A 20,825-nucleotide genomic window follows, 5' to 3' on the forward strand; every position below is an offset into this window, starting at 1 on the left:
TGGCATCAGGGACCGAGGGACAGGTGATGGCGCAAACGCTGTTCAAGCTTTTCTTCACCCAGCGGCTGGCGGCCCTCGCCAGTACCGAGTCGTTGCGGGCCATACGCGAGGGGCTGTTGTGGATCCTGCCGTGCCTGCTGGTATCGGCCGGTTTCCTGATCCTGTCCGAATGCGCCCGAGTGCTGGGTTTCGACCCTCAGGTGGTGGCCTTCCTGGCGGGGTTGCACAACCAGATCAGCTCGGTGATCCCGCTGCTGGTGGCAGCCTCCATCGGTTACATGCTCGCGATCCAGCACCGCCTGCCGCAACTCCCGGTAGCGTTCCTGTGCCTGGCCCATGTAGTGATCGCCACGTTTGTGCTGCGGGATTTTCCCCGAGCCTCGGCGACCTTCGTGTTGTTCATCGCCATCGCCTCACCGCTGATCAATGTGCCCGCCATCGCCTGGCTGCATCGGCGTCGCTGGACGCGGTTGATCAACGAAGACCTGGTGGGGCACAACCTCAAGGGCACCCTCAATATGGTGGTGCCGGGGGCGATCACGGCGCTCGGGCTGGTGCTCGTGCTGTCGTTGCTGTTGCAGATTCCGCAGGTGGCACAGCTTCAGGGGCCGCAGGTACTCGATGCATTGGAGACGCCCTATGGCAGCGGCCTGTTTGTGACCCTGATGAATTCGCTGCTGTGGTTTTTCGGGATCCATGGGGTCTACGCCATGCAGCCGTTTTTTGATGTGCTGGACCAGGCGGTCGGGCTCAATAATGCGGCGGTGGCCGCGGGCGAGCCGGTCAAATATCTACTGAATGGCGGCTTGCTGGGCAGTTTCGCGTTTATCGGCGGTTCGGGTGGTGCCCTGTGCCTGCTGCTGGCGATCCTGCTGTTTTCCAAAAGCCGGTCCATGCGATTGGTGGCGATGGCGAGCCTGCCGTTGTCATTGTTCAATGTCAGTGAAGTGCTGTTGTTTGGCTTGCCGATCATTCTTAACCCGCGGCTGTTCATTCCCTTTCTGGTGGTCCCGGCGTTCAACGTGATACTGGCGTTGATGGTGGTGCAGATTGGCTGGGTGTCGCCTGCGGTGGTGAGCGTGCCATTTACCGCGCCGGTGTTGCTCAACGCCTACCTGAGCACCCACGGCGATCTTGCGGCAGTGTTGCTGCAGGTGGTGTTGCTGGGGGTTGGCATGCTGATCTATGCGCCCTATGTGCGCGCGATCAACCGCCAGGCCACGGAGGGCGGCACGGTGTATTTGAAGTCGCTGGACATGACCTTTCGCGGCCTGGAAGAAAAAGGCCGCTTGCTGGAGCTGGACCCGGTGATGGCGTCCCACAAGGCCCAGGCGCGCCAGGTCAGCGAGTTGAGCCATATCCAGCAGATCAGCGACTACGAGTTCTACCTCGAATTCCAGCCGCAGATTTCCACCCGGACCGGGCTATGCACCGGTTGCGAAGCGTTGATGCGGGCCCGGGACGCCGAAGGTACGGTGCATTCACCCTGGGAGTTCCTGCAATGGCTGGCCCATGCCAGGTTGATGCCCGACGTGGATGTGTGGGTGGCATCCCAGGCTGTGCGCCAGTACCAGAAGTGGCAGAAGGTCGGGTTTACGTTGCCGATGACGATCAATATCTCCAGCGCCACGCTGACTGCCCCGGCGTATGGTGATCGGCTGGTGGAGATACTGGCCCAGGCCCACGGGCAGGTTTCGGTGGAGATCACCGAGGATGCGCTGGTGGGCGATATCCAGGGCACGCGGCAGATGATCGAGAAGCTCCAGGCGATTGGTGCCAAGGTGTATATCGACGACTTCGGCACCGGATTTTCAGCGCTGAGTTACCTGCACCAGTTCCCCGTGGATTTCATCAAGATCGATCGCAGTTTCGTGGTCGCCCAGCATGATCCAAAGGGCGCCCAGGTGTTGACCGGGATGCTGCGGTTCTGTGAGGCGTTGAACCTCGGGGTGGTGGTGGAGGGCGTGGAAACCGCCGAGCAACTGGCGTTTTTGCAGTCGGGCTCGGAGCTGATCATCCAGGGCTGGTATTTCAGCAAGGCGCTGCCGGGCGATGAACTGGAGCGGTTCGTGCGCGGGCGGTATACCCAGATGCAATCTAACGCTCCAGAACCCCTCTGAAGGTTGCGCTCAACGCCCGCAATGTCTCGCGGGAGCGGCCGTCGCTGATGCGGCTGTGCAGCACGATTTCACTGACGGGCAATGCCGGTAATCCGTACTGTTCGCTGACGTCCACGGCGCCCGCCGGCGCCACTCGCCGGGCCAGCGCCGCCACACCCAGGCCGGCGCTGACTGCCGCACCCACCGCCATTACGCCGCCGCCGACAAACACTTCGGTCCAGTCAATCCGCGCCTCATCCAGCGCGCGCACCGCCAGGTGTCGCACGCCGCAGGGCGAGGCCATGGTTGCCATGCGCAGGGGCGTGCCGGGCGTGTGCTGCCAGGTAGGCGCGGCGAACCAGCCAAAGCGCTCCACCACCAATACCTCACCGTCCTGGCGATCGCCTTCGTTGCGCACGATCACCGCGTCCAGTTCGTTGCGGTCGAACGCCGCCACCAGGTCGCGGGAGGAAGCAATCCGCACCTCCAGGATCACCAGCGGGTCATAGGCGGCCAGGCGGCTGAGCCACAGTGGCAGGTCCGGCCCGGCCACGTGGTCGCTGATGCCGATCACCAACCGTCGCGGGGCGCCATTGCCCATGTCACCCAACGCCCGTTCGTGGGCATTGAGCAATGCGCGGGCGGCGACGATGAACTGCTCGCCCTGGGGCGACAGCCGCACATGCCGCGGTGTACGAACCAGCAGGCGATAACCGAGGCGTTCTTCCAGGCGCTTGAGCTTGAGGCTGATGGCTGCCTGCGAGGTGTCCAGTGCCTGGGCCGCGCGGGTGAAGCTGGCGAAATCGGCGACCAGGACAAAGGCGTGCACGGTGTCGATATCCAGCGGCTTGAGTGCGTCGGTCATTTCAGTTCCTTATCACACCTATATCCAGTGATATCTTGCTGAAATCATGGGCGCTGCGCAAGCTGGGCACTCATCTGAACAGGAGCGCCATGATGTTTGCCAAACAGTATTCACACCGCTTGCCAGCCGATTACGACATGGGTGTCATCCGTGAGCGGGCCGCTCGCCTGGGGCCGTTGTGGGATCATGCCGAGGGTTTGCTGTTCAAGGCGTTTATCGCCCAGGAGCGAGGGCAGGGGCCGGGGGTGGGTAACCTGTATTCGTCGGTTTATCTGTGGTCGGATCCTTTGCAGACTGCGGATTTCTTGCTCGGCGAGCGCTTCCAGAAGGTCCTCGACAGTTTTGGCCAGCCGCACATTGAGTCCTGGTTACCGCTGGACGTGCAGCGAGGTCCGGCGCAAGACGCCTTGAGCCTGTATCGGGAGGAGTGGGCGCTGGCGCCGGGGGCGGACCGCGGGCAAATCCTCGCCGCAGAAAAGGCCCGCAACCAGCAGCTCGCGGACAGCAGCGATAACTTCGCGGTGTTTCTGGCGCTGGATGTGCAGGCGTGGAAGCTGGTGCGAATTACCTTGTCGGGCAAGGCGCTGGATGTGAACCATCCGGGCAATGGCTACGAGGTGTTTTACCTGGCGCGGCCCGGGGTGTGAATGCAGGTAGCCGCCGATTCGTCGGCGGCTACCTGTACGGTCAGGAATTGAGACGCGCCTGAGGCTGGCTCAGCTTGCGCTCGGCCACGGCGCCGAACACCAGGCCCAGGGTGGTCCACAGCACCAGTTGAATCCCCAGGGAGGCCACGCGGAATTTCCACAGCAACACTGCCGAGAACTGTTCCGGCACTTCGTTGATGGTCGGGAACAAGCTGCCGGCCACCGACACGATCACGATATACAGCGCCACACCGAGAATCGCGCCTGCCCATAGGCCACGGCTGGCAATCAGCTTGCGCGCCGCGTTGATCGCAATCACCGCAGCCGCCACCGACACCAGCAGCATCAGGAAGAACAGCTTGGTGCGTTGCGCGATGGTGGCCGGGTCGCCCACCGATGGCGGGTTGGCCGGATACTTCAGCCCCGGCACCACGATGATCGTCACAAACGCCGCCAATGCCAGCAGCGCTGCCAAGCCACGGGGGCCGACCTTGCCGATGCGGCCCAGGGAGTAGGCGAACACCAAGGCGAAAATGCCACCCAGGGAGACGCTGTACACCACCACGCCGGTGAACAGGCCGAAGGTACTTTGTACTTCGCGGCTCACCAGTTCTTCTTCCGGCGCGTCGCCGTGCATCTGTGCCATCTGATCTTCGAAGGCGATGGCCTTGTCGATCTGCGGCTCACCAAAAGTCTTGGCGAAGCCGAAGGCCAGGATGCCCGCGAGCAGGCCCACCAGCATCCCGCGAACGAGTAAATGCCCTGTCATGTCGTCACGCTCCAATCAATGGCAGGGGAAACCCAGCAGGTGGCGACCGTCATGCACAAACTCATGCACGTACATGCCTTTGAACACGGCCGTCGCGCCTTGCTCGGCGCCGACGAAGTAAATCGCGAGCAATAGCAGCAGGCCGCCGAAGATCGCCCAGGGCAGGATTTCGCCCAGGGGAATGGACGGTATTGAAACGTCGGAGCCAGTTGCAGCGGTATAAGCCATGAGAACCTCCAGGGATGACGCGTCCCGAAATGGATAGCGAGTTGGCTGAAACAGGGTCTGGCTTACGGCTAAAAGGCCGAATACAGTGGCGCGACCGCGCCGGCATTGAACCGGCTTCCTGTTGCAGAATAGTTGAAACATGTTGAAACAACTTCGCAAGTCTACGCTGACTGCACCTTAAAACCAGAGCGATTTGTCATGCAGGCCACCCGTTTGACCCTTGTTGCCCACGCCAGCACCCGTGCCCAGAAACAGGCACGCTTTGCGCTGGATGAGTCGGTGGAGATGGACTGGCAGCAGGCGGCGCTTTCCCAGGGGCAACGCTTCAAGCGTGCACCCCGGGTGCTGTGCGGCCCGGAGGCGCGGACCCGGCAGACGGCGGCGCTGTTTGCCGACGATGCTTTGGTTGAAACAGCCCTGCGCGATTGTGATTTTGGCCGCTGGCAAGGGTTGGCGATCGAGGAGGTTCAGCAGGCCGAACCCGAAGCGCTTCAGGCCTGGTTGACCGACAGCACCTCGGCGCCCCACGGCGGCGAGTCGGTAGTGCAACTGTGTGAGCGGATAGGGCAGTGGTTGCAGTCCCTCGAGCAATCCCCGGGGCATGTCGTGGCGGTGACGCATCCATTTGTGATCCGCGCAGCGCTGCTGCATGTCATGCAATGCCCACCCGCCATGTTCAACCTGATCGACGTGGAACCGCTGTCATCCACCGAGTTGCGCTTCAATGGGCGTTGGCGCCTGCGCCTGGAAACTCACGCCTGACGTCCCGAACATGGCAAAATCCGTTCCCCGCACCGAGACCACCCATGAAGACTTTCCCATGAAACGCATCCTGATCATCGGCATTGGCGCCGGCAACCCTGACTACATCACGATGCAGGCGGTCAAGGCGCTCAACCGCACCGACGTGTTTTTCCTGATGGACAAGGGCCAGAGCAAGGACAAGCTGATCGACCTGCGCCGGGAAATCTGCGAGACCTACATCACCGATCACGCCTACCGCTTTGTCGAGGCCGATTGCCCCGAGCGGGTGCGTGGCGATATCGACTACACCACCGCCGTGAAGGACCTGAACCGCGACAAGCAGCAGACCTTCGAACGGATGATCAATGAAGAAATGGCCGACGGCGAAGTGGGCGCATTCCTGGCCTGGGGCGATCCCGCACTGTACGACAGCACCATTCGTATCCTGCAGGCGATCCTCGCCAGCGGCAGCTGCGAATTCGAATTTGAAGTGATCCCCGGGATCACCAGCGTCCAGGCGTTGGCGGCGCAGCACAAAGTGCCGCTGAACCGCATCGGTCGCTCCATCGAAATCACCACCGGGCGCCGGTTGGCGGCGGGGCAGGCGAGTGATGCCGACACCCTGGTTGTCATGCTCGATGCCGAAGATTCCTACCGCACCGTGGCCGATCAGGACCTGGATATCTACTGGGGCGCCTACCTGGGCACACCGGATGAAATCCTGATCAGCGGCAAAGTGGCCGAGGTTGCCGAAGAGATTGAACGTGTGCGCAAGGCGGCGCGCCAGGCCAATGGCTGGATCATGGATACCTATTTGTTGCGCAAACCCTAGAGGTTGATGCTCATGCTCAAACTGATTGCCCTGACGGTAGCGCTGTTTACCGGCGCCGCACAGGCCGAAGACGTATTGCACACCGACCTGCCGCTGCCTTATCTGGAACAGACTCAAAGTGATGCCCGCAACGAGCCGCTGGTGATCTTCCTGCACGGTTATGGCAGTGACGAGGCCGACCTGTTCGGGCTCAAGGACCGCTTGCCGTCGACCTGGACCTACCTGTCTGCACGGGCACCGATGCCGGTGGAGGGCGGTGGTTATCGCTGGTTTCGCAAGAAGCCGGGCGATGGCGATTTTGATGGCGAGACCGCCGACCTGCAGAGCAGCGCCAAGCTGATCGAAGCCTTCGTCGCCCAGGCCACCACCAAGTACCACACCCAACCTGAGCGGGTGTTTCTGGTGGGGTTCAGCCAGGGTGCGATCATGTCGTATGAAGTCGGGTTAAGACATCCCGAAACCCTGCGCGGGATTGCGGCGTTGAGCGGCAGCCTGCTGCCGGTACTCAAGGCCGAACTCAAGCCGGATGCGCGACTGGGCAAGCTGGCGATTTTCATCGGTCACGGGACGCTGGACCAAGCGCTGCCGTACTACTCGGCAACGCGGGCCAACGAGGTATTGCAGGGGATTGGTCTCACGCCGGAATTCCACGGCTACCCGGGGATGATTCATACCGTCGGTGAGGCGGAGTTGCTGGACTTGAAGCAGTGGCTGGAAAAGAGCCTGCGTTGAATCCTGCGATGTGAACGCGATCAAAAATGTGGGAGCGGGCTTGCTCGCGAAGACGGTGTTGCAGTCAGCACATGTATTAACTGACCCACCGCATTCGCGAGCAAGCCCGCTCCCACATTGGATTTTCACTGCCAGATAAAACCGGTTATTTACCGCCGATAATCTGCTTCACCAACAGTGCATGACCGGCTTCATCATCCGCCCGGGAAATGGCCTGCACCACCAATTGGTGGCTGCCGGAACCCGTCAGGAAGGTGGAGCTCAGTGTCTTGCCACCGCCCATGGTCGCGGTGCTGTCGACCTGGCGCAGGGCCAGGCCTTTCACGGTGAGTTTCTTCTCGGCGCCTTTCTTGAAGTCCGGCAGGGCGGCGCTTTGTTCCTTGACGAAATCCGCCACGGCACCGTCGAGGAACTGCGGGTCGTTGTCCTTGATCAGGCCGGCGACACTCGGTTTTTCGACGACGAAGATCACGCTTTTGGTGGCCTGGTCACTGTACATCGTGCCGCTGGCGCCTGCGGTGCCGTGCTCGGCATCACCGGCCGGCAGTGGGTCGGCCAGGTAGGACTTGGGCAGGTTGAAGCTGAACTTGCCATCCAGGGTGGAGATGGTCTGGGTGGCGGTCTTCTGCGCCGCTGGCTTGCTGGCGGCGAGGACTTGGCTGGCGCCGAACCCGGCGGCCAGCGCGAGGGCCAAGAGGGCTGCGGTCTTGCTGAGGGTGGCCATGAAGCTCTCCAGGGATGAACGAAATTGCGCCGTATTCTGTCAGAAAATTCGCAAGATCGTTCATCTCCATCCCTACACCTTGTCGGACTCTTCCTCGATCCGGTCCATCTCAAACAGCCGTGCCAGTTCCGTCCGGGCTTCCTGGGCAGACTGCATCACCTTGGCCGCGTCGTCATACACGGCGTGTTGGGCCGCCAGCAATTGCAGGTCATGGTTTTTGAAGCGGCTGATGCGCGCGTCGGCCTGGGCCTGGGTCAAGCCAAGGCCCACCAGGGTGCGGCGGCTCATTTCCAGGCTGGAGTAAAACGTCTCGCGCACCGGTGACGCGTCGAGGTCCACCAGGCGGTGCACATGCTGGCGGTTACGGGCGCGGGCGATGATCTTCATGTGCGGGTAGAGGCTGCGCACCAGCGCGGCGGTCTTGATGTTGATCTCGGGGTCGTCCATGGCGATCACGAAAAACTCGGCCTGGTCGACTTTCGCTGCGTGAAGGATTTCCGGGCGCTGCGGGTCGCCGTAGAACACCGGCATGCCGCCGAAGCTGCGGGTCAGTTCGATGGTTTCCACCGAGGTGTCGAGGGCAATGAACGAGATGTTCTGTGCCCGCAGGATCCGCGCCACGATCTGCCCCATGCGGCCCATCCCGGCGATCACCACCCGTGGCGCATCGCTTTCGATGGCACGGTATTCCTCGGGCACTTCCACCGGCTTGGCCTTGGGCTTGAAGAGCTTCGGGCAGAGCAACAGCAGCAATGGCGTCACGGCCATGGACAGGGTGATGGTCAGCACCAGGATGTCGTAGAGGTGCGGCTCGAACAGGCCCTGGTCGCGGCCGATCTTGAACACCACGAATGCGAACTCACCACCGGCTGCCAGCACCACGCCCAGGCGCAGCGCGCTTTCAGGGTTCAGGCCGCCTGCCAGGCGACCCACGCAAAACAGCAGCGGCAACTTGATGGCGATCAGCAGCAGGGTCAGCCCCAGCACGATCACCGGCGCGCTGAACAGCAGGCTGATATTGGCGCCCATGCCCACGCTGATAAAAAACAGACCCAGCAGCAGGCCCTTGAACGGTTCGATCTGCGATTCCAGCTCATGCCGGTATTCGGAGTCTGCCAGCAGCAACCCGGCGAGGAAGGCGCCGAGGGCCATGGACACGCCCACCAATTCCATCAGCCATGCGGTGCCGATCACCACCAGCAACGCGGTGGCGGTGGAGACCTCCCGCAGGCCGGTCTTGGCGACAATGCGAAACACCGGCCGCAACAGATAGCGCCCGCCGATGATCACCACGGCGATGCTGCCCAGTACTTCCAGGCCGTGTCGCAGGCCCTGGGAGGTGGTGGCGGGATGATCGCTGCCCGCGAGCAGCGGCACCATGGCGATCAACGGGATGGCGGCGATGTCCTGGAACAACAGAATCGCAAAGGCCAGTCGCCCGTGGGGCTGGTTGAGTTCCTTGCGCTCGGCGAGGCTTTGCAGGCCAAACGCGGTGGAGGAAAGCGCCAGGCCAAGGCCCAGCACAATCGCGCTGTTCCATGATTGGCCAAACACGAACAGCGCGACCACGCCGATCACGGTGCCCGTCAGCAACACCTGTGCCAGGCCTACACCGAACACTGCCTTGCGCATCACCCACAGACGCTTCGGTGACAACTCCAGGCCAATGATGAACAGCAGCAATACCACCCCAAGTTCGGAAAACTGGCTGACGCTTTGCGGGTTGCCCACCAGGCCCAGCACCGATGGGCCGATGATCACTCCGGCCAGCAAGTAACCCAGCACGGCACCCAGTTGCAGGCGCTTGGCCAGGGGCACGGTCAGGACGGCAGCGAGCAGGAATACAACGGCCGCTTGTAACAGGTTGCCTTCATGGGGCATTGGGGACTCCGGGATCGTTTTGCTGAATCAACAGGTTTTACTGTAGGAGCGAGCTTGCTTTGCAGGTCCCAAGGCCTTCGCCTCCGGGTTCATTGGATGTCGTCCGGTTCTTTCGCGGCACTCTCCAAACTATTAATACCATTTATTTCAATGAGTTTTATGCACGTGGCGGTCGGGATCATCCGTGGTGCCGGCGCTATGGTCGTGTCTTCAGCCGCGCGAAAGGGTGGTTTTTTATGGGCTGAGCATTGTGCGGGAATAATCTACAAACACTTTTCCGGGACAGACGGAAGCCTGTACAAGCCAGGAACTCCTACAGTTATGCCCTTGAGTTTATATTCCATGGATGGCATATTTGCATGAGTTGGGACGTTGAATACACGGACGAGTTTGGAATCTGGTGGGGCGGTCTGGATGCAAAGGAGCAATCCTCAGTATCGGCCAGTGTGGATTTACTGGGCCTTCTGGGGCCAGGCCTTGGCTTCCCCCACAGCAGTGACATCAAGGGCTCCAGGCATGGCTGCCTGCGAGAGTTGCGGGTGCAACATGCCGGGCGGCCTTACCGCGTTCTGTATGCATTTGATCCGCGCCGGTGTGCCTTGTTGCTGATTGGCGGGGATAAAACCGGTCGAGGCCGTTGGTATGACGAATACGTCCCGCTGGCTGAGAAGTTGTATGACGAACATTTGGAAACACTGCTTAAAGAGGGCCGTCACCATGGCTAAAAAATTCAGTGAGCTGCAGGCTCGCATGACACCGCAAGCCCGGGCCGATGCAGAGCGCATCTTCCAGCAACACCTGAAAGAAATGCCCCTGCATGAACTGCGCAAGGCGCAACAGATGAGCCAGGATACGCTGGCCAAGGCGCTGAATATCAATCAGGCGGCAGTGTCCAAAATGGAGCGGCGTACCGACATGTATATCAGCACGCTGCGTAACTATATCCGCGCCATGGGAGGAGAACTGGAGATTGTCGCTACGTTTCCTGATGGCCAGGTAAAGATCGAGAACTTTGCCCACTGAGTCATCCGCTCCGTCAAAGCCCGGCCATGCGCCGGGTTTTCTGTTCGCTGAATGCCTGTCGTCATTGTGCAGCTTAATGGACAATACTCGCCATTCTCGCCCATCGGACATCAACGTGAACCAACTCCTCGCCATGCGTGCCTTCGTCCGTGTCGTCGAAACCGGCTCCTTCAGCCGCGCGTCCGACCAGTTGGCACTGCCGCGTTCCACCGTCAGTAAACTCATCACGGACCTGGAGAAGCACCTTGGCGTCAAGTTGATGCATCGCACCACCCGTGCGCTGGCGGCGACGCCGGAGGGGTTGGAGTACTACAGCCACGCGCTGTGCCTGGTGGCGGAACTCGATGAACTGGACAATGCCCTGCGCGGGCAGAAGCTCAAGCCCGGCGGCCACCTGAAAGTGGATGCGCCGGCGTCCTTTGCCAATTGCCTGCTGATTCCGGCGCTGGTGGATTTTCATCGTGAGTACCCTGAGATCACTATCGCCCTGGGCATCAGCGACCGTGCCGTGAATATCGTGGGGGAGGGGGTGGATTGCGTGCTGCGCGCTGGCAAGCTCGATGACATGGCAATGATCGCCCGCAAGGTTGTCGACCTCGAGTACGTCACTTGCGCGGCCCCCGGCTACCTGGAGCGCATGGGTACTCCCGTGTCTCCCGAGGACCTCGAGAAGAACCACCTCAAGGCGGGGTATTTCTTTGCCGGGTCGGGTAAGCCGGAGCCGTTGATTTTCGAGAAGGGCGCGACTCGGTATGAGGTAGGCAACTGCGCGTTTTCCACCAACGAAGGCAACGGCCTCAAGGAAATGCTGCTCGCCGGCCTGGGCGTCGGGCAGCATTTCAAGACCATCGTTGACTACTACGTCGAGGCAGGCCAGTTAGTCCCGGTACTCGAAGACTGGACCCGGCCCGCCACGCCGTTGCACGTCATCTATCCACCCAATCGCCATCAGAACGCCCGGCTGAAGGTGTTTATCGACTGGGTGATCGAGCGGTTCGGCGTCAGGCAATAATCGCTGTCACGCGGATTTCAATGCGCATTGCCGGCAGCCCCAGGGCTTCTACTCCCAGCTCAGTCCAGATGGGGGCGTGATTGGGCATGTAATGGCGGTACCACTTGACCATCTGCTCGTTCACCTCCGGCGGGAAACCTCCCACGTGGTAGGAATTGACGTGTACCACATGCTCCCAGCCGGCGCCGGCTGCCGCCAGGGTGCGTTCGAGGTTTTGAAAGGCCAGGGCGATCTCGTCGGTGAGGGATTCGGGAATCTGGAACTCGTCATCCCAGCCGCCCTGGCCCGAGGTTTCGACGCGGTTGCCGATTTTGACCGCCTGGGTGTAATGCAGGGTCTCGCGTGCAATGTCGCCGTAACCGGGTGTGATGAAAAACTCGGGCTTGCTCATGGTGTTCCTCGGTTTCAGTGGTTGACCCGACAAAGGTTAATGGACTGAATCTGCGAACAAAATCCGCGTTTCTTGTCATCACTGTGCAGGGATGTGGATAGTCCGAGTATCAGTTTTTCACGTTCCCGTAGCCCGCCCTTTGTTACTATCGCCCTCCGTCGTCGCCAGGAGTCACCGTCACATGCAACACCAGTGGGATGAAATGCACCGCACCCGCAAGCCCACGTTTGTGTTGTGTGGCGAGCCCCAGGGGGATGTGCTCAATCTCTACGTGCATGGTTATTCGGCGTTCTTCAACCAGCAACAACTGGGTAGTTTCTCCCGGCAACTGGCAACCATCGAAGGCTCCACCAACCTGATGCTGTTCTGGCCGGCAGGGCATTTCCTGGAAAACCTGTTTGCGCCGTTCAAGGATGTGATTACCTCGATGTTGGGTGGCGGTAGCCTGGGTGCCGCAACCATCGGGGTGGGCAAGGCGATTGCCTATTTCCTCGACCACTACAAAAGCGTCGAGGCGCGGGTGGATGAGGTCGCCAAAAACCTGCTGCCCGAATTGGCCAACTACCTCCATGGCGAGTCGATCAAGGTGCGGCAGATCAACCTGATCGGCCACTCCCTGGGCGCGCGGATCCTGGTCAAGAGCCTGCTGGCCAGCCCTGAGGTGGCCCGTGAGTTGCCGCTGAACAACCTGCTGCTGATGGGCGGTGCGATTTGTACCTCCAGCCCCTGGGACCTGGTCTCGGCGCCGCTCAGCGGTCGGGTGATCAACTGCCACTCGAGCAAGGATTGGGCGCTGGCGCTCAAGCCGGACACCGAGCGCTGCATCGGTCGTTATGCGATCCCGCTGACACCGGCGCTCAAGGCCAAGGTCGCCAACGTGCACCTGGCCACGTTCGACCACGCCGCGTATTGGCCGCAACTGAAGACGGTGGTGCAGTACACCGACCTGCTGCAGGAACGCCGGGGCATGATCCGCGCCGATCAACGCAGCAGCGAAGTGCGCTTTGCCGAAGAGGATGTCGAGCTGTTCCCGCTGCTGGTGCAGGCGCGGCCGGAGGAGTTGCAGTTTTTCGCCGAGCTGATGGCGCAAAAGCGCAGTGCCTCTATCGACGCCACCGTGCGCGAGCCCTTGAAGCTGGCCATCGAGTTGCAGCGCATGGGCGGCGACACCTTTATGAACCTGGCCCGTGGTCATGGCGTGAGCTATCGCGAAATCGCCCAGGACGTGGCGCAGCGGGTGGGTATCAAGTTTGATCAACCGATCGAGAAAGTGGCCCTTGCTGATCTGGAACTGCAGGTTGCCGAACGGCTGATCGAGCAATACAAGGACAAGCTCAGCCAGGCTGATCGCCAAGTGTTCGAGGCAGAGTTGAAGGCTGCGGCACAAAAGGAACAGGGTTTTTTCAATCGTTTCGATGTCGGGCGCTCAGCCACCACTGCCCTCAGCGGGACCGCGCTGGCCGGGTTGACCGGGTTTATCCTGCGCCGGGGCGCGGCCACGGCCATTCCGGTGGTGGGGCAGGCGCTCGCGGCGGCGATGCTGCTGGTGACCGGCGTGCGGGCGTTTTCCGGGCCCGCGTATTCCATCACCACCCTGGCGGTGCTGGTGATCGGGGTGATTCGCGAACGCCTGGAGCGTGAAGCGCTGAACCAGGAGATGGATCTGGTGGTCCAGGTGGTAGAGGCATTTGATCTGCCCCGGGAGACGGTGATGCGTACCGTTGCGTCTGACTGATAAGCTGCGTTCACGTCTTGTGTGAAAGCCTGGTACCCCGCGTGAAATTCAGCCTGCCCAAAATCGCTACCGCCCCGTTCTGCCCGCCGGAAGTCGCCGGCTCCATCGTCGTTGATCCCCGTGCCTCGTTTTTCAAACGTGCGCTGATGTTTGCCGGCCCCGGCTTGCTGATCTCCATCGGCTACATGGACCCGGGCAACTGGGCCACCGCCATCGAGGCCGGATCGCGCTACGGCTACAACCTGTTGTTCGTGGTGCTGCTGGCGAGCCTGGCGGGGATGGCGGTGCAGTGCCTGTGCTCACGGCTGGGCATCGCCACCGGCAAGGACCTGGCGCAACTGAGCCGCGAGCGCTACAGCCGGCGCTCGTCGTTCGTGCAGTGGATCCTCGCGGAAATCTCGATCATCGCCACCGACCTCGCCGAAGTCCTCGGCTGCGCCCTGGCGTTTCACCTGTTGCTGGGCGTGTCGCTGACCACCGGGATTGTCATCACTGCCTTCGATACCTTGCTGATCCTGGCCCTGCAAAATCGAGGCTTCCGCCGGCTGGAAGCGATCATGCTGGCACTGGTGGCGACCATCGGCGTGTGTTTCTTCATCGAGCTGGTGCTGATCAAGCCTTACTGGCCCGACGTGTTTCGTGGTTTCACCCCGTCGTTGTCCGCCATCAGTGATGCCGCACCGTTGTACCTGGCCATTGGCATACTGGGGGCCACGGTGATGCCCCATAACCTCTACCTGCACAGCTCCATTGTGCAAACCCGGCTGGTCGGCAAGGACCTGGCCAGCCGCCAGGACGCGGTGAAACTGGCGCGTATCGATACCATCGGTTCCCTGTCCCTGGCACTGCTGGTCAACGCGGCAATCCTGATACTGGCCGCCGCCGCGTTTCACCAGACCGGCCACACTGATGTGGTGGAAATCCAGGACGCCTATCACTTGCTCGACCCGCTGGTGGGTGGCGCGTTCGCCAGCGTGCTGTTCGGTGTTGCGCTGTTGGCTTCGGGCCAGAGCTCCACGTTCACCGGCACCATTGCCGGGCAAGTGATCATGGAAGGCTACCTCAACCTGCGCATTCCCTGCTGGCAGCGACGCCTGATCACCCGTGGCCTGGCGCTGATCCCGGCGTTCCTCGGGGTGTGGCTGATGGGGGATGATGCCATCGGCAAGCTGCTGATCCTCAGCCAGGTGGTGTTGAGCCTGCAGTTGCCGTTTGCGTTGTTTCCGCTGATCCGCATGACGGGTGACAAGCGCCTGATGGGGCCGTTCGTCAACAGCTTGCCTACGCGGCTGCTGGCCTGGAGCTTGTTTGTGGTGATCAGCGGGGCGAATGCCTGGCTGATCGGGCAGTGGTTGTTTTGAGCGAAGTGAATTAAGTCAAAACGGCCAATGATGTGTATTTCGCCACCATCGGGTCGGCTGTCACTAACTTCATCGGCTCAATGATAGCCGTTGCAATGATGAGCCGATCAAACGGGTCCCTGTGATGGTGTTCAAGGTCCTTGACCGCGATGGCGTGCTCCGAGGTGATGGGCAGTTCCACGTAGCCGCTTTCCAGGCAGTATTCGCGAATTTCGTCCAGGTTTACGTTGAGCTTCCCGAGCCCGACCTTTATCGCCAGCTCCCAGAATGTGGCGGCACTGACGTAAATTTCAGCCGCGTTCTCGATCAGTTTTCTGGCCTTCGCTGGCAGTTTTGGATCATCGCTCAGGGCCCAAAGCAGGATGTGGGTATCCAGCAGTATTCTCATGGGTGGTTTCCCTCAAACGCATCCAGCATGTCGTCTGGCAATGGCGCATCGAAGTCATCCGGCACCACCAGTTTGCCCTTCATCGCGCCGATTCGCCGGCCTGTCGGTTTCCCGACAGGAACAAGGCGAGCCATCGCGCGCCCATGCTTGGCTATGGTGATGATTTGGCCGGCGGCGGCATCATCGACCAGTTTTGATAAATTATTTTTTGCTTCACCCAACGGTACGGTAATCATTTGGTCTTCTCGAGGTTTTGGCCAAATATAGCCAAAATTTCGTAAGCAGGCAAAGATCAACCGACTGCTGGCGGAAGGTGATTTTTGCGGGGACGATTGCAGGTTTCCGAGCGGGTAATGACTGGCATCCATGACGTCTCTCCTGAAGGAATTCCTCGAAGTCTGCCCGAGTGCAAGCGGTTTTTGACCCGTGTTGTGGAAAATCAGATCGGACTTACTTGATGGGGGATTTTTCCCGACAGTGCGGGCCGAATAGTTTCCCACAGTTGCTCAACGGTCCCAGTAAGGCACTGCCCCAAAACACTCGACGAAGTAATCAATCACGGTCCGCACCTTCAACGACAGCCGCCGGCTACCCGGCCACAGCGCAGCAATCTGTTGCGGCTCCAGGGTCGTCGCCACTTCATAGTCGCTGAGCACCGCCTGCAGCGTGCCGGCGCGCAGGCCTTCACCGATCAACCATGACGGGAACACCACCAGCCCCAGGCCTTGTTCGGCAGCGTGGGTCAGGGTGTCGGCGTGGTTGCCGGTGATCGGGCCCTTGACGCTGTAGGACGTCCAGTCGCCCTGGTCGCGGCGGAAGAACCAGCGCTGCTGGCCGGTGACGCCCTTGTAGGCCAGGCACTGGTGGTTCACCAGTTCGTCCGGATGCCGGGGCGTACCGAAACGCTCCAGATAGCCGGGGCTGGCAGCGAGACGAAAGCGCTGGGGGGCGAAGATTCGCGCCTGCATGCCGGAATCGTTCAGCACGCCGATGCGAAACAGCAGGTCTGTGCCGTCTTGCAACGGGTCGACGTAGGTGTCGGTTTGCTGGATATCCAGTTGCAGCTTTGGGTAACGCCGACACAGCTCCCCAAGCCACGGCGAGAGGTGGCGTTGGCCAAACACCATCGGCGCATTGATGCGCACCAGGCCGCTGGGTTCGCTTTCCTGTTCCTGCAACGCCTGGCCGGCGGCTTCCAGTTGCTCCAGCATCAATCGCGCATGCCGGCCCAGCAGGCGACCGGCTTCGGTAGGGCTGACCGCACGGGTATGGCGGTACAGCAACTGTTGGCCCAGGGCCTGCTCCATCAACTGGATCTGCCGGGAAATGGAGGAGGGCGCCAGGCCTTCACGGCGTGCGACTTCGGAAAAGCTGCCGTAGTCCAGTACCGCGACAAACAGGCGAAGCGCCTTGAAGCTCAGTTCGTTCAAACCCTGCATCATCACTCCATGTTGTGCGTATTGCGCAAAGGTGTTGTCGGCATGCTCCCATTTATCGCACAGCAGTGCCACCGGATAATACGCGCCATTGTTCCTCTCTCTAACGCGCAGGTGATGTATGCAGGCTTCTTCAGTGGCGGGTGTGGCTCAGGCCAAGCCCAAGACGTTTCTTCGGTTGTTGCTATTGCCGCTGGTGATCTTCGCCGGCATGGGCTTGTCGGTGGAGGCCGGCTTGCTGGGCCCGCTGGGTGTGCAGGTCGGCCACTTGTGGGCGACCTTGAGTATCTTCGGCGTCGGCTCGGCGATCCTGTTTTTGCTGTTGCTGTTCAGCGGCCCGCAAAAGGGCCCGGCGTTGACCGACCTGCCGCGCTGGCAATTGATCGGTGGCTTCCTGGGGCCGATGTACGTGGTGGTGCTGACCCTGGCGACACCGCATATCGGGATCGCGATGACCATGATTGCGATCTTGTCGGGCCAGGTGGGCAAGAGCGTGCTGATCGACCACTTCGGCTGGTTTGGCACTGCCCGCAAGCGGGTCAACGTGGAGCGCTGGATTGCATTGGCGTTGATCGTGGTTGCACTTGTTCTGATTGCGCGAGGTTAAGGCGATGAACCTGATTCTGTTGTTGGTATTGGTAGTGGCCGCCGGTGCGGTATTGAGTGTGCAGGCCGCCATCAATGGCCGCCTCGGGCAGGCGGTGGGCGTATTGCGCAGCAGCCTGCTGACCTTTGTCGTGGGCGCGATCAGTACCGGGTTGCTGATTCTGTTCTTTGAGCCCGCCCACGCGGTCAGCCTGCTGGACGTGCCGAAGTGGCAACTGACCGGGGCGTTGTTCGGGGTGGTGTACATGATGGTGATGGTCGGCGCGGTCCCGATTGTCGGCACGGCAGTGGCGACGGTGGCGGTGATTGTCGGGCAGCTGGGCATGGGCATGCTGATCGATAACTTCGGCTGGCTCGGCAACCCGGCGATCGAACTGTCCGGGAGCCGCATCGTGGCGATGCTGTGCCTTGCGCTGGCCCTGGTGTTCATGTACCGCAGCAACGCTCGTCGGGCTGACTGACGGGCCTTTGAACCTTGAATCGTTGCCTATAGTCATTGCTTGAGGTGTCGGCGTTCGCCGCACCTGGACGACCACGAAAAAGGAGTCTGACCATGCAAGAGAAAACATGTGCCTGCCCCCACTGCAACTGCCAGTTGGGGAAAAACGCGGTGATGAAGGATGGCAAGGGCTATTGCTGCCAAGGCTGCGCCGAGCATCATGCCCATGGCGAGCCTTGTGCTTCGGCGACCGGGTGCGAGTGTGCCAAGTCGGCGCACGGCTAACGCCGGCTGCCTCCTGTAGGAGCGAGCTTGCTCGCGAAACACCCGAGAGCGACGCGGGGCACCAGGTGCCCCGTGTCATCGTTAACGACCTTCGCGAGCAAGCTCGCTCCTGCAGGTTTCAGGCAGTGGGGCGCGCATCCGAGCGGCGCCATTGCACGTTTTCGATGCCGAATTTCTCGGCCTGGGGCTGGCTCGTCTTCTTCACCTGCTCACGGGCAAAGCGCCCGATGCGGCCTACGCCGGCGTCGCAGCTCGCCCAATGCCAGGCTTCGGCGTTGTCGAGTTTTTCCAGGCGGATGATGAATGACTTGGGCTGGCCATGCAGCGTGTAGTCGATCACGAAAAGTTTTGCGTTAGTCATGGATCCGTAAACCCTCCTTGTGTCTTTAAGTGACCCTGCGCAGGCAGTAAAAATTCACTCGGATTGTCCGGTTCACGTCTTATCATGGCGTTCCATCCTTGAACGATGTGTCTTCCATGGCCCTTGCCGCGCCTCCCGACCTCAGTGATCACGCCGTCCCCGTGCAACCCTTGGCGCGCACCTATCCGCGTGGGTTGTATGTCGAGCCCCATCAACACGATTGGGGCCAGTTGCTGTATGCCATGAGCGGCGTGATGTGGGTCGAGACACCCCGGGAAGCGCTGGTGGTGCCGCCCCAGCGCGCGGTGTGGCTGCCGCCGGGTGTCGAGCATGGGATTCGCGTGGTGTCGGACTTGCAGATGCGCAACATTTACCTGCGCCCGGCGCTGGCAGCGACCCTGGACAGCCAGGTGCAAGTGATCGAGGTCGGCGGGCTGCTGCGCGAACTGATCGTGGCGCTGGTGGAGCAGGGCGACAAGGGGGACCAGGCCTATTACGAAGCCGTGGTCGGCCTGGCCCTGCTGGAATTGCAACGGGCCCGGCGCTCGCCGATCCGCATCGCCTTGCCCGTGGGCGCCGACCGACGCCTGACCAGCGCCTGCCAGGCGGTGATGGCGTCACCGTCCCTGGACATTCCCTTTGAACAGCACGCCGAAGCCGCCGGCGCCAGCGTACGCACCCTGGCCCGGCTGTTCCAGAACAGCCTGGGCATGGGCTTTGCCGAGTGGCGCCGCCAGGTGCAGTTGGCCACCGCCGTGGCCGAGTTGATCCAGGGCCAGTCGGTCAGCGCGATCGCCCGTTCCCTGGGTTATTCGCCGAGCAGTTTCAGCGACATGTTTCGCCGTGAACTGGGGATGGCGCCGTCGCAGTATCCCGTCTGAGGCTTGGCCGAAATCCTGAAGCACTTGGCCGATGCTTCGGTTTCAGGCCCTCTACACTGACCGCCTCAACCCTTGCTGCGGAGTGTTCCATGAATTACCTGATTTCCTTGGCCATCGGCCTGTTGGTCGGCGTGATTTACGGTGCCCTGGACTTTCGCTCGCCTGCGCCTCCTGCCATCGCCCTGATCGGGCTGATGGGCATGCTGATGGGCGAGAAGCTCTGGCCCATGGGCCGGCAAATGGTCAGCGCCTGGTTCTCCTGAAACCCTTTTTAACCTGGATGGATATTGGTCATGAAAGCACTGCAATTTTCCGCCACCGGCGATCTCGCTGCCCTTGCTTACGTCGACGTCGCCACGCCGGTGCCGGCGGCCGGTGAAGTCCTGGTGCAGATCAAGGCTGCCGGGCTGAACCCCAGCGACGTGAAGAACGTGCTCGGGCGTTTCCCCTACACCACGTTGCCACGCATTCCCGGCCGTGATTTTGCCGGGGTGGTGGTGGAAGGTCCGCAGGAACTCGTTGGCCAGGAGGTCTGGGGCACCGGTCGCGACCTGGGTTTTTTCGCTGACGGTTCCCACGCCCAGTACCTCACCGTGTCGGCCAAGGGCGTGGCGCACAAGCCCAGCCATCTGAGCTTTGCCCAGGCCGCCAGCCTCGGCGTACCGTACACCACGGCGTGGGATGCCCTTGAGCGCAGCGGTGTCGGCAAAGGCACTCGCTTATTGGTGATTGGTGCCAATGGGGCTGTAGGCAGCGCGGCGTTGGCCCTGGCGAAGATTCGTGGGGCCCAGGTGCTCGGGGCCGTGCGTCGGCCGGAACAGGTCGAGGCCTTGCGCGAGCAGGGTTTCGAGGGGCTGTTACTGGGCCAGCCGGAAGCGCTGGGAGGGCAGGTCAATGCGCTGTTCGGTACGGGCGCCGATGTGATCTTTGACACCACCGGCTTCTGGTTGCCGGCAGCGGTGGCGGCGCTGGCGCCTTTTGGCCGTATCGCGATCATCGCCGCGCCGGTGGACGGGCACGTGCAACTGCCGGCCCTGGCGTTGTATCGCAAGGGTGGTTCGGTGGTGGGGATCAATTCGCTGCTCTACAACTGCGAGCAATGCGCCGTGATGCTGGAGCAGTTCGGGCGGTTCTTCGATGAGGACTTGTTGCCGCTGCCGACCGGTTTGCGGGAAGTGTCGCTGGCCGACGGTGTGAAGTGCTTTGAGCAAGTGAACCAGGGCAGTGCCGACAAGATTATCTTCCTGCCCTGACCCGCTTATTGTGGGCGCGGGCTTGTGTGGGAACGGGCTTGTGTGGGAGCGGGCTTGCTCGCGAATACGGTGTGTCAGCCAATACATTCGGCACTGATCCACCGCTTTCGCGAGTAAGCCCGCTCCCACATTT

General features: G+C 61.4%; 26 protein-coding genes and 1 riboswitch. Of the genes, 16 read left to right on the forward strand and 10 right to left on the reverse strand.

Features of this window, described 5'->3' with window-relative positions; all coding sequences use genetic code 11:
• Positions 1 to 26 precede the first annotated feature (26 nt).
• A complete protein-coding gene (locus HX805_RS19095; RefSeq protein ID WP_177117191.1) occupies positions 27 to 2,120 on the forward strand; it encodes an EAL domain-containing protein in 2,094 nt (697 codons plus the stop codon).
• Here HX805_RS19095 and HX805_RS19100 read toward each other — a convergent pair.
• Complete coding sequence (locus HX805_RS19100) at positions 2,098 to 2,964, reverse strand: LysR family transcriptional regulator (RefSeq protein ID WP_087694167.1); 867 nt, start codon at positions 2,962 to 2,964, stop codon at positions 2,098 to 2,100. The genes HX805_RS19095 and HX805_RS19100 overlap by 23 nt on opposite strands.
• A 92-nt stretch (positions 2,965 to 3,056) precedes the next feature.
• Between HX805_RS19100 and HX805_RS19105 the strand changes: the two genes are divergently transcribed.
• The gene (locus tag HX805_RS19105) at positions 3,057 to 3,611 is read left to right on the forward strand and encodes a DUF4865 family protein (RefSeq protein WP_177117218.1); all 555 of its coding nucleotides are present in this window, start codon (positions 3,057 to 3,059) and stop codon (positions 3,609 to 3,611) included.
• A 40-nt stretch (positions 3,612 to 3,651) separates the two neighbouring features.
• Here the strand turns inward: HX805_RS19105 and HX805_RS19110 are convergent, their stop codons facing one another.
• Positions 3,652 to 4,380, reverse strand: a complete 729-nt coding sequence (locus HX805_RS19110) for a CbtA family protein (protein ID WP_032899583.1) — start codon at positions 4,378 to 4,380, stop codon at positions 3,652 to 3,654.
• A 15-nt stretch (positions 4,381 to 4,395) separates the two neighbouring features.
• Positions 4,396 to 4,608, reverse strand: a complete 213-nt coding sequence (locus HX805_RS19115; RefSeq protein WP_003208073.1) for a CbtB domain-containing protein — start codon at positions 4,606 to 4,608, stop codon at positions 4,396 to 4,398.
• A gap of 31 nt (positions 4,609 to 4,639) precedes the next feature.
• Positions 4,640 to 4,779: riboswitch (cobalamin riboswitch) on the reverse strand.
• Positions 4,780 to 4,806: 27 nt separating this feature from the next.
• Between HX805_RS19115 and HX805_RS19120 the strand changes: the two genes are divergently transcribed.
• Genes HX805_RS19120 through HX805_RS19130 form a run of 3 tightly spaced genes read left to right on the forward strand, consistent with a single transcriptional unit; the run spans position 4,807 to position 6,916 of the window.
• Positions 4,807 to 5,370: a histidine phosphatase family protein gene (locus HX805_RS19120; protein WP_003208075.1), complete on the forward strand. Its 564-nt coding sequence runs from the start codon at positions 4,807 to 4,809 to the stop codon at positions 5,368 to 5,370.
• 58 nt (positions 5,371 to 5,428) lie between these two features.
• Complete coding sequence (gene cobF / locus HX805_RS19125; RefSeq protein ID WP_003208076.1) at positions 5,429 to 6,184, forward strand: precorrin-6A synthase (deacetylating); 756 nt, start codon at positions 5,429 to 5,431, stop codon at positions 6,182 to 6,184.
• Between the two features lie 12 nt (positions 6,185 to 6,196).
• Positions 6,197 to 6,916, forward strand: coding sequence for an alpha/beta hydrolase (locus HX805_RS19130; protein WP_087694209.1), 720 nt, complete (start codon positions 6,197 to 6,199; stop codon positions 6,914 to 6,916).
• A 145-nt stretch (positions 6,917 to 7,061) separates the two neighbouring features.
• Here the strand turns inward: HX805_RS19130 and HX805_RS19135 are convergent, their stop codons facing one another.
• Together HX805_RS19135 and HX805_RS19140 are read right to left on the reverse strand one after the other, a co-directional pair.
• Complete coding sequence (locus HX805_RS19135) at positions 7,062 to 7,640, reverse strand: hypothetical protein (RefSeq protein ID WP_003208079.1); 579 nt, start codon at positions 7,638 to 7,640, stop codon at positions 7,062 to 7,064.
• Between the two features lie 72 nt (positions 7,641 to 7,712).
• Complete coding sequence (locus HX805_RS19140) at positions 7,713 to 9,521, reverse strand: monovalent cation:proton antiporter-2 (CPA2) family protein (RefSeq protein WP_102604789.1); 1,809 nt, start codon at positions 9,519 to 9,521, stop codon at positions 7,713 to 7,715.
• A 359-nt stretch (positions 9,522 to 9,880) separates the two neighbouring features.
• On the opposite strand from HX805_RS19140, the gene HX805_RS19145 reads away from it, so the two are divergent.
• From HX805_RS19145 to HX805_RS19155, 3 genes are all read left to right on the forward strand, one after another.
• Positions 9,881 to 10,246 (forward strand): type II toxin-antitoxin system RelE/ParE family toxin, encoded by a 366-nt coding sequence (locus HX805_RS19145; protein ID WP_003208083.1) that lies wholly within the window; start codon positions 9,881 to 9,883, stop codon positions 10,244 to 10,246.
• A complete protein-coding gene (locus HX805_RS19150) occupies positions 10,239 to 10,544 on the forward strand; it encodes an XRE family transcriptional regulator (protein ID WP_003208085.1) in 306 nt (101 codons plus the stop codon). The genes HX805_RS19145 and HX805_RS19150 overlap by 8 nt, the downstream gene beginning before the upstream one ends.
• A 115-nt stretch (positions 10,545 to 10,659) precedes the next feature.
• A complete protein-coding gene (locus tag HX805_RS19155) occupies positions 10,660 to 11,556 on the forward strand; it encodes a LysR family transcriptional regulator (protein ID WP_256579493.1) in 897 nt (298 codons plus the stop codon).
• Here the strand turns inward: HX805_RS19155 and HX805_RS19160 are convergent.
• Positions 11,546 to 11,947 (reverse strand): RidA family protein, encoded by a 402-nt coding sequence (locus HX805_RS19160; protein ID WP_003208087.1) that lies wholly within the window; start codon positions 11,945 to 11,947, stop codon positions 11,546 to 11,548. The genes HX805_RS19155 and HX805_RS19160 overlap by 11 nt on opposite strands.
• Before the next feature lie 181 nt (positions 11,948 to 12,128).
• Between HX805_RS19160 and HX805_RS19165 the strand changes: the two genes are divergently transcribed.
• Complete coding sequence (locus HX805_RS19165; protein ID WP_177117192.1) at positions 12,129 to 13,682, forward strand: DUF726 domain-containing protein; 1,554 nt, start codon at positions 12,129 to 12,131, stop codon at positions 13,680 to 13,682.
• A 41-nt stretch (positions 13,683 to 13,723) separates the two neighbouring features.
• Positions 13,724 to 15,043 carry an Nramp family divalent metal transporter gene (locus HX805_RS19170; RefSeq protein WP_087694160.1) on the forward strand — a complete coding sequence of 440 codons (1,320 nt, stop codon included), beginning with the start codon at positions 13,724 to 13,726 and terminating at the stop codon, positions 15,041 to 15,043.
• A gap of 10 nt (positions 15,044 to 15,053) precedes the next feature.
• Here HX805_RS19170 and HX805_RS19175 read toward each other — a convergent pair whose 3' ends face one another.
• The 3 genes from HX805_RS19175 to HX805_RS19185 all read right to left on the reverse strand — a co-directional run bounded on the left by HX805_RS19175 (position 15,054) and on the right by HX805_RS19185 (position 16,870).
• The gene (locus HX805_RS19175; protein WP_003208092.1) at positions 15,054 to 15,431 is read right to left on the reverse strand and encodes a type II toxin-antitoxin system VapC family toxin; all 378 of its coding nucleotides are present in this window, start codon (positions 15,429 to 15,431) and stop codon (positions 15,054 to 15,056) included.
• Positions 15,428 to 15,799, reverse strand: a complete 372-nt coding sequence (locus HX805_RS32415; RefSeq protein WP_256348210.1) for a type II toxin-antitoxin system Phd/YefM family antitoxin — start codon at positions 15,797 to 15,799, stop codon at positions 15,428 to 15,430. Before HX805_RS32415 ends, HX805_RS19175 begins: the two co-directional genes overlap by 4 nt.
• A 138-nt stretch (positions 15,800 to 15,937) precedes the next feature.
• Positions 15,938 to 16,870, reverse strand: coding sequence for a LysR family transcriptional regulator (locus tag HX805_RS19185; RefSeq protein WP_102604793.1), 933 nt, complete (start codon positions 16,868 to 16,870; stop codon positions 15,938 to 15,940).
• Positions 16,871 to 16,988: 118 nt separating this feature from the next.
• On the opposite strand from HX805_RS19185, the gene HX805_RS19190 reads away from it, so the two are divergent.
• The 3 genes from HX805_RS19190 to HX805_RS19200 all read left to right on the forward strand — a co-directional run bounded on the left by HX805_RS19190 (position 16,989) and on the right by HX805_RS19200 (position 18,197).
• Positions 16,989 to 17,474, forward strand: coding sequence for a DMT family transporter (locus HX805_RS19190; RefSeq protein WP_008437061.1), 486 nt, complete (start codon positions 16,989 to 16,991; stop codon positions 17,472 to 17,474).
• 4 nt (positions 17,475 to 17,478) lie between these two features.
• The gene (locus HX805_RS19195) at positions 17,479 to 17,934 is read left to right on the forward strand and encodes a DMT family transporter (protein ID WP_003208100.1); all 456 of its coding nucleotides are present in this window, start codon (positions 17,479 to 17,481) and stop codon (positions 17,932 to 17,934) included.
• A gap of 92 nt (positions 17,935 to 18,026) precedes the next feature.
• Positions 18,027 to 18,197, forward strand: coding sequence for a metallothionein (locus tag HX805_RS19200; protein ID WP_008437063.1), 171 nt, complete (start codon positions 18,027 to 18,029; stop codon positions 18,195 to 18,197).
• A 118-nt stretch (positions 18,198 to 18,315) separates the two neighbouring features.
• Here the strand turns inward: HX805_RS19200 and HX805_RS19205 are convergent, their stop codons facing one another.
• A complete protein-coding gene (locus tag HX805_RS19205) occupies positions 18,316 to 18,558 on the reverse strand; it encodes a DUF6555 family protein (RefSeq protein ID WP_017479865.1) in 243 nt (80 codons plus the stop codon).
• A 116-nt stretch (positions 18,559 to 18,674) separates the two neighbouring features.
• Between HX805_RS19205 and HX805_RS19210 the strand changes: the two genes are divergently transcribed.
• The 3 genes from HX805_RS19210 to HX805_RS19220 all read left to right on the forward strand — a co-directional run bounded on the left by HX805_RS19210 (position 18,675) and on the right by HX805_RS19220 (position 20,692).
• Positions 18,675 to 19,439, forward strand: a complete 765-nt coding sequence (locus tag HX805_RS19210) for a helix-turn-helix domain-containing protein (protein WP_102369315.1) — start codon at positions 18,675 to 18,677, stop codon at positions 19,437 to 19,439.
• Positions 19,440 to 19,528: 89 nt separating this feature from the next.
• Positions 19,529 to 19,702 carry a DUF1427 family protein gene (locus HX805_RS19215; protein ID WP_003208108.1) on the forward strand — a complete coding sequence of 58 codons (174 nt, stop codon included), beginning with the start codon at positions 19,529 to 19,531 and terminating at the stop codon, positions 19,700 to 19,702.
• A 30-nt stretch (positions 19,703 to 19,732) separates the two neighbouring features.
• Entirely contained in the window at positions 19,733 to 20,692 is a 960-nt protein-coding gene (locus tag HX805_RS19220) for a zinc-binding alcohol dehydrogenase family protein (protein WP_102369314.1), read from the forward strand.
• The last annotated feature ends 133 nt before the right edge of the window (positions 20,693 to 20,825 follow it).

The sequence above is a fragment of the Pseudomonas sp. G5001 genome, from assembly GCF_013385475.1.
In the GTDB taxonomy this organism is placed as follows: Bacteria; Pseudomonadota; Gammaproteobacteria; order Pseudomonadales; family Pseudomonadaceae; genus Aquipseudomonas.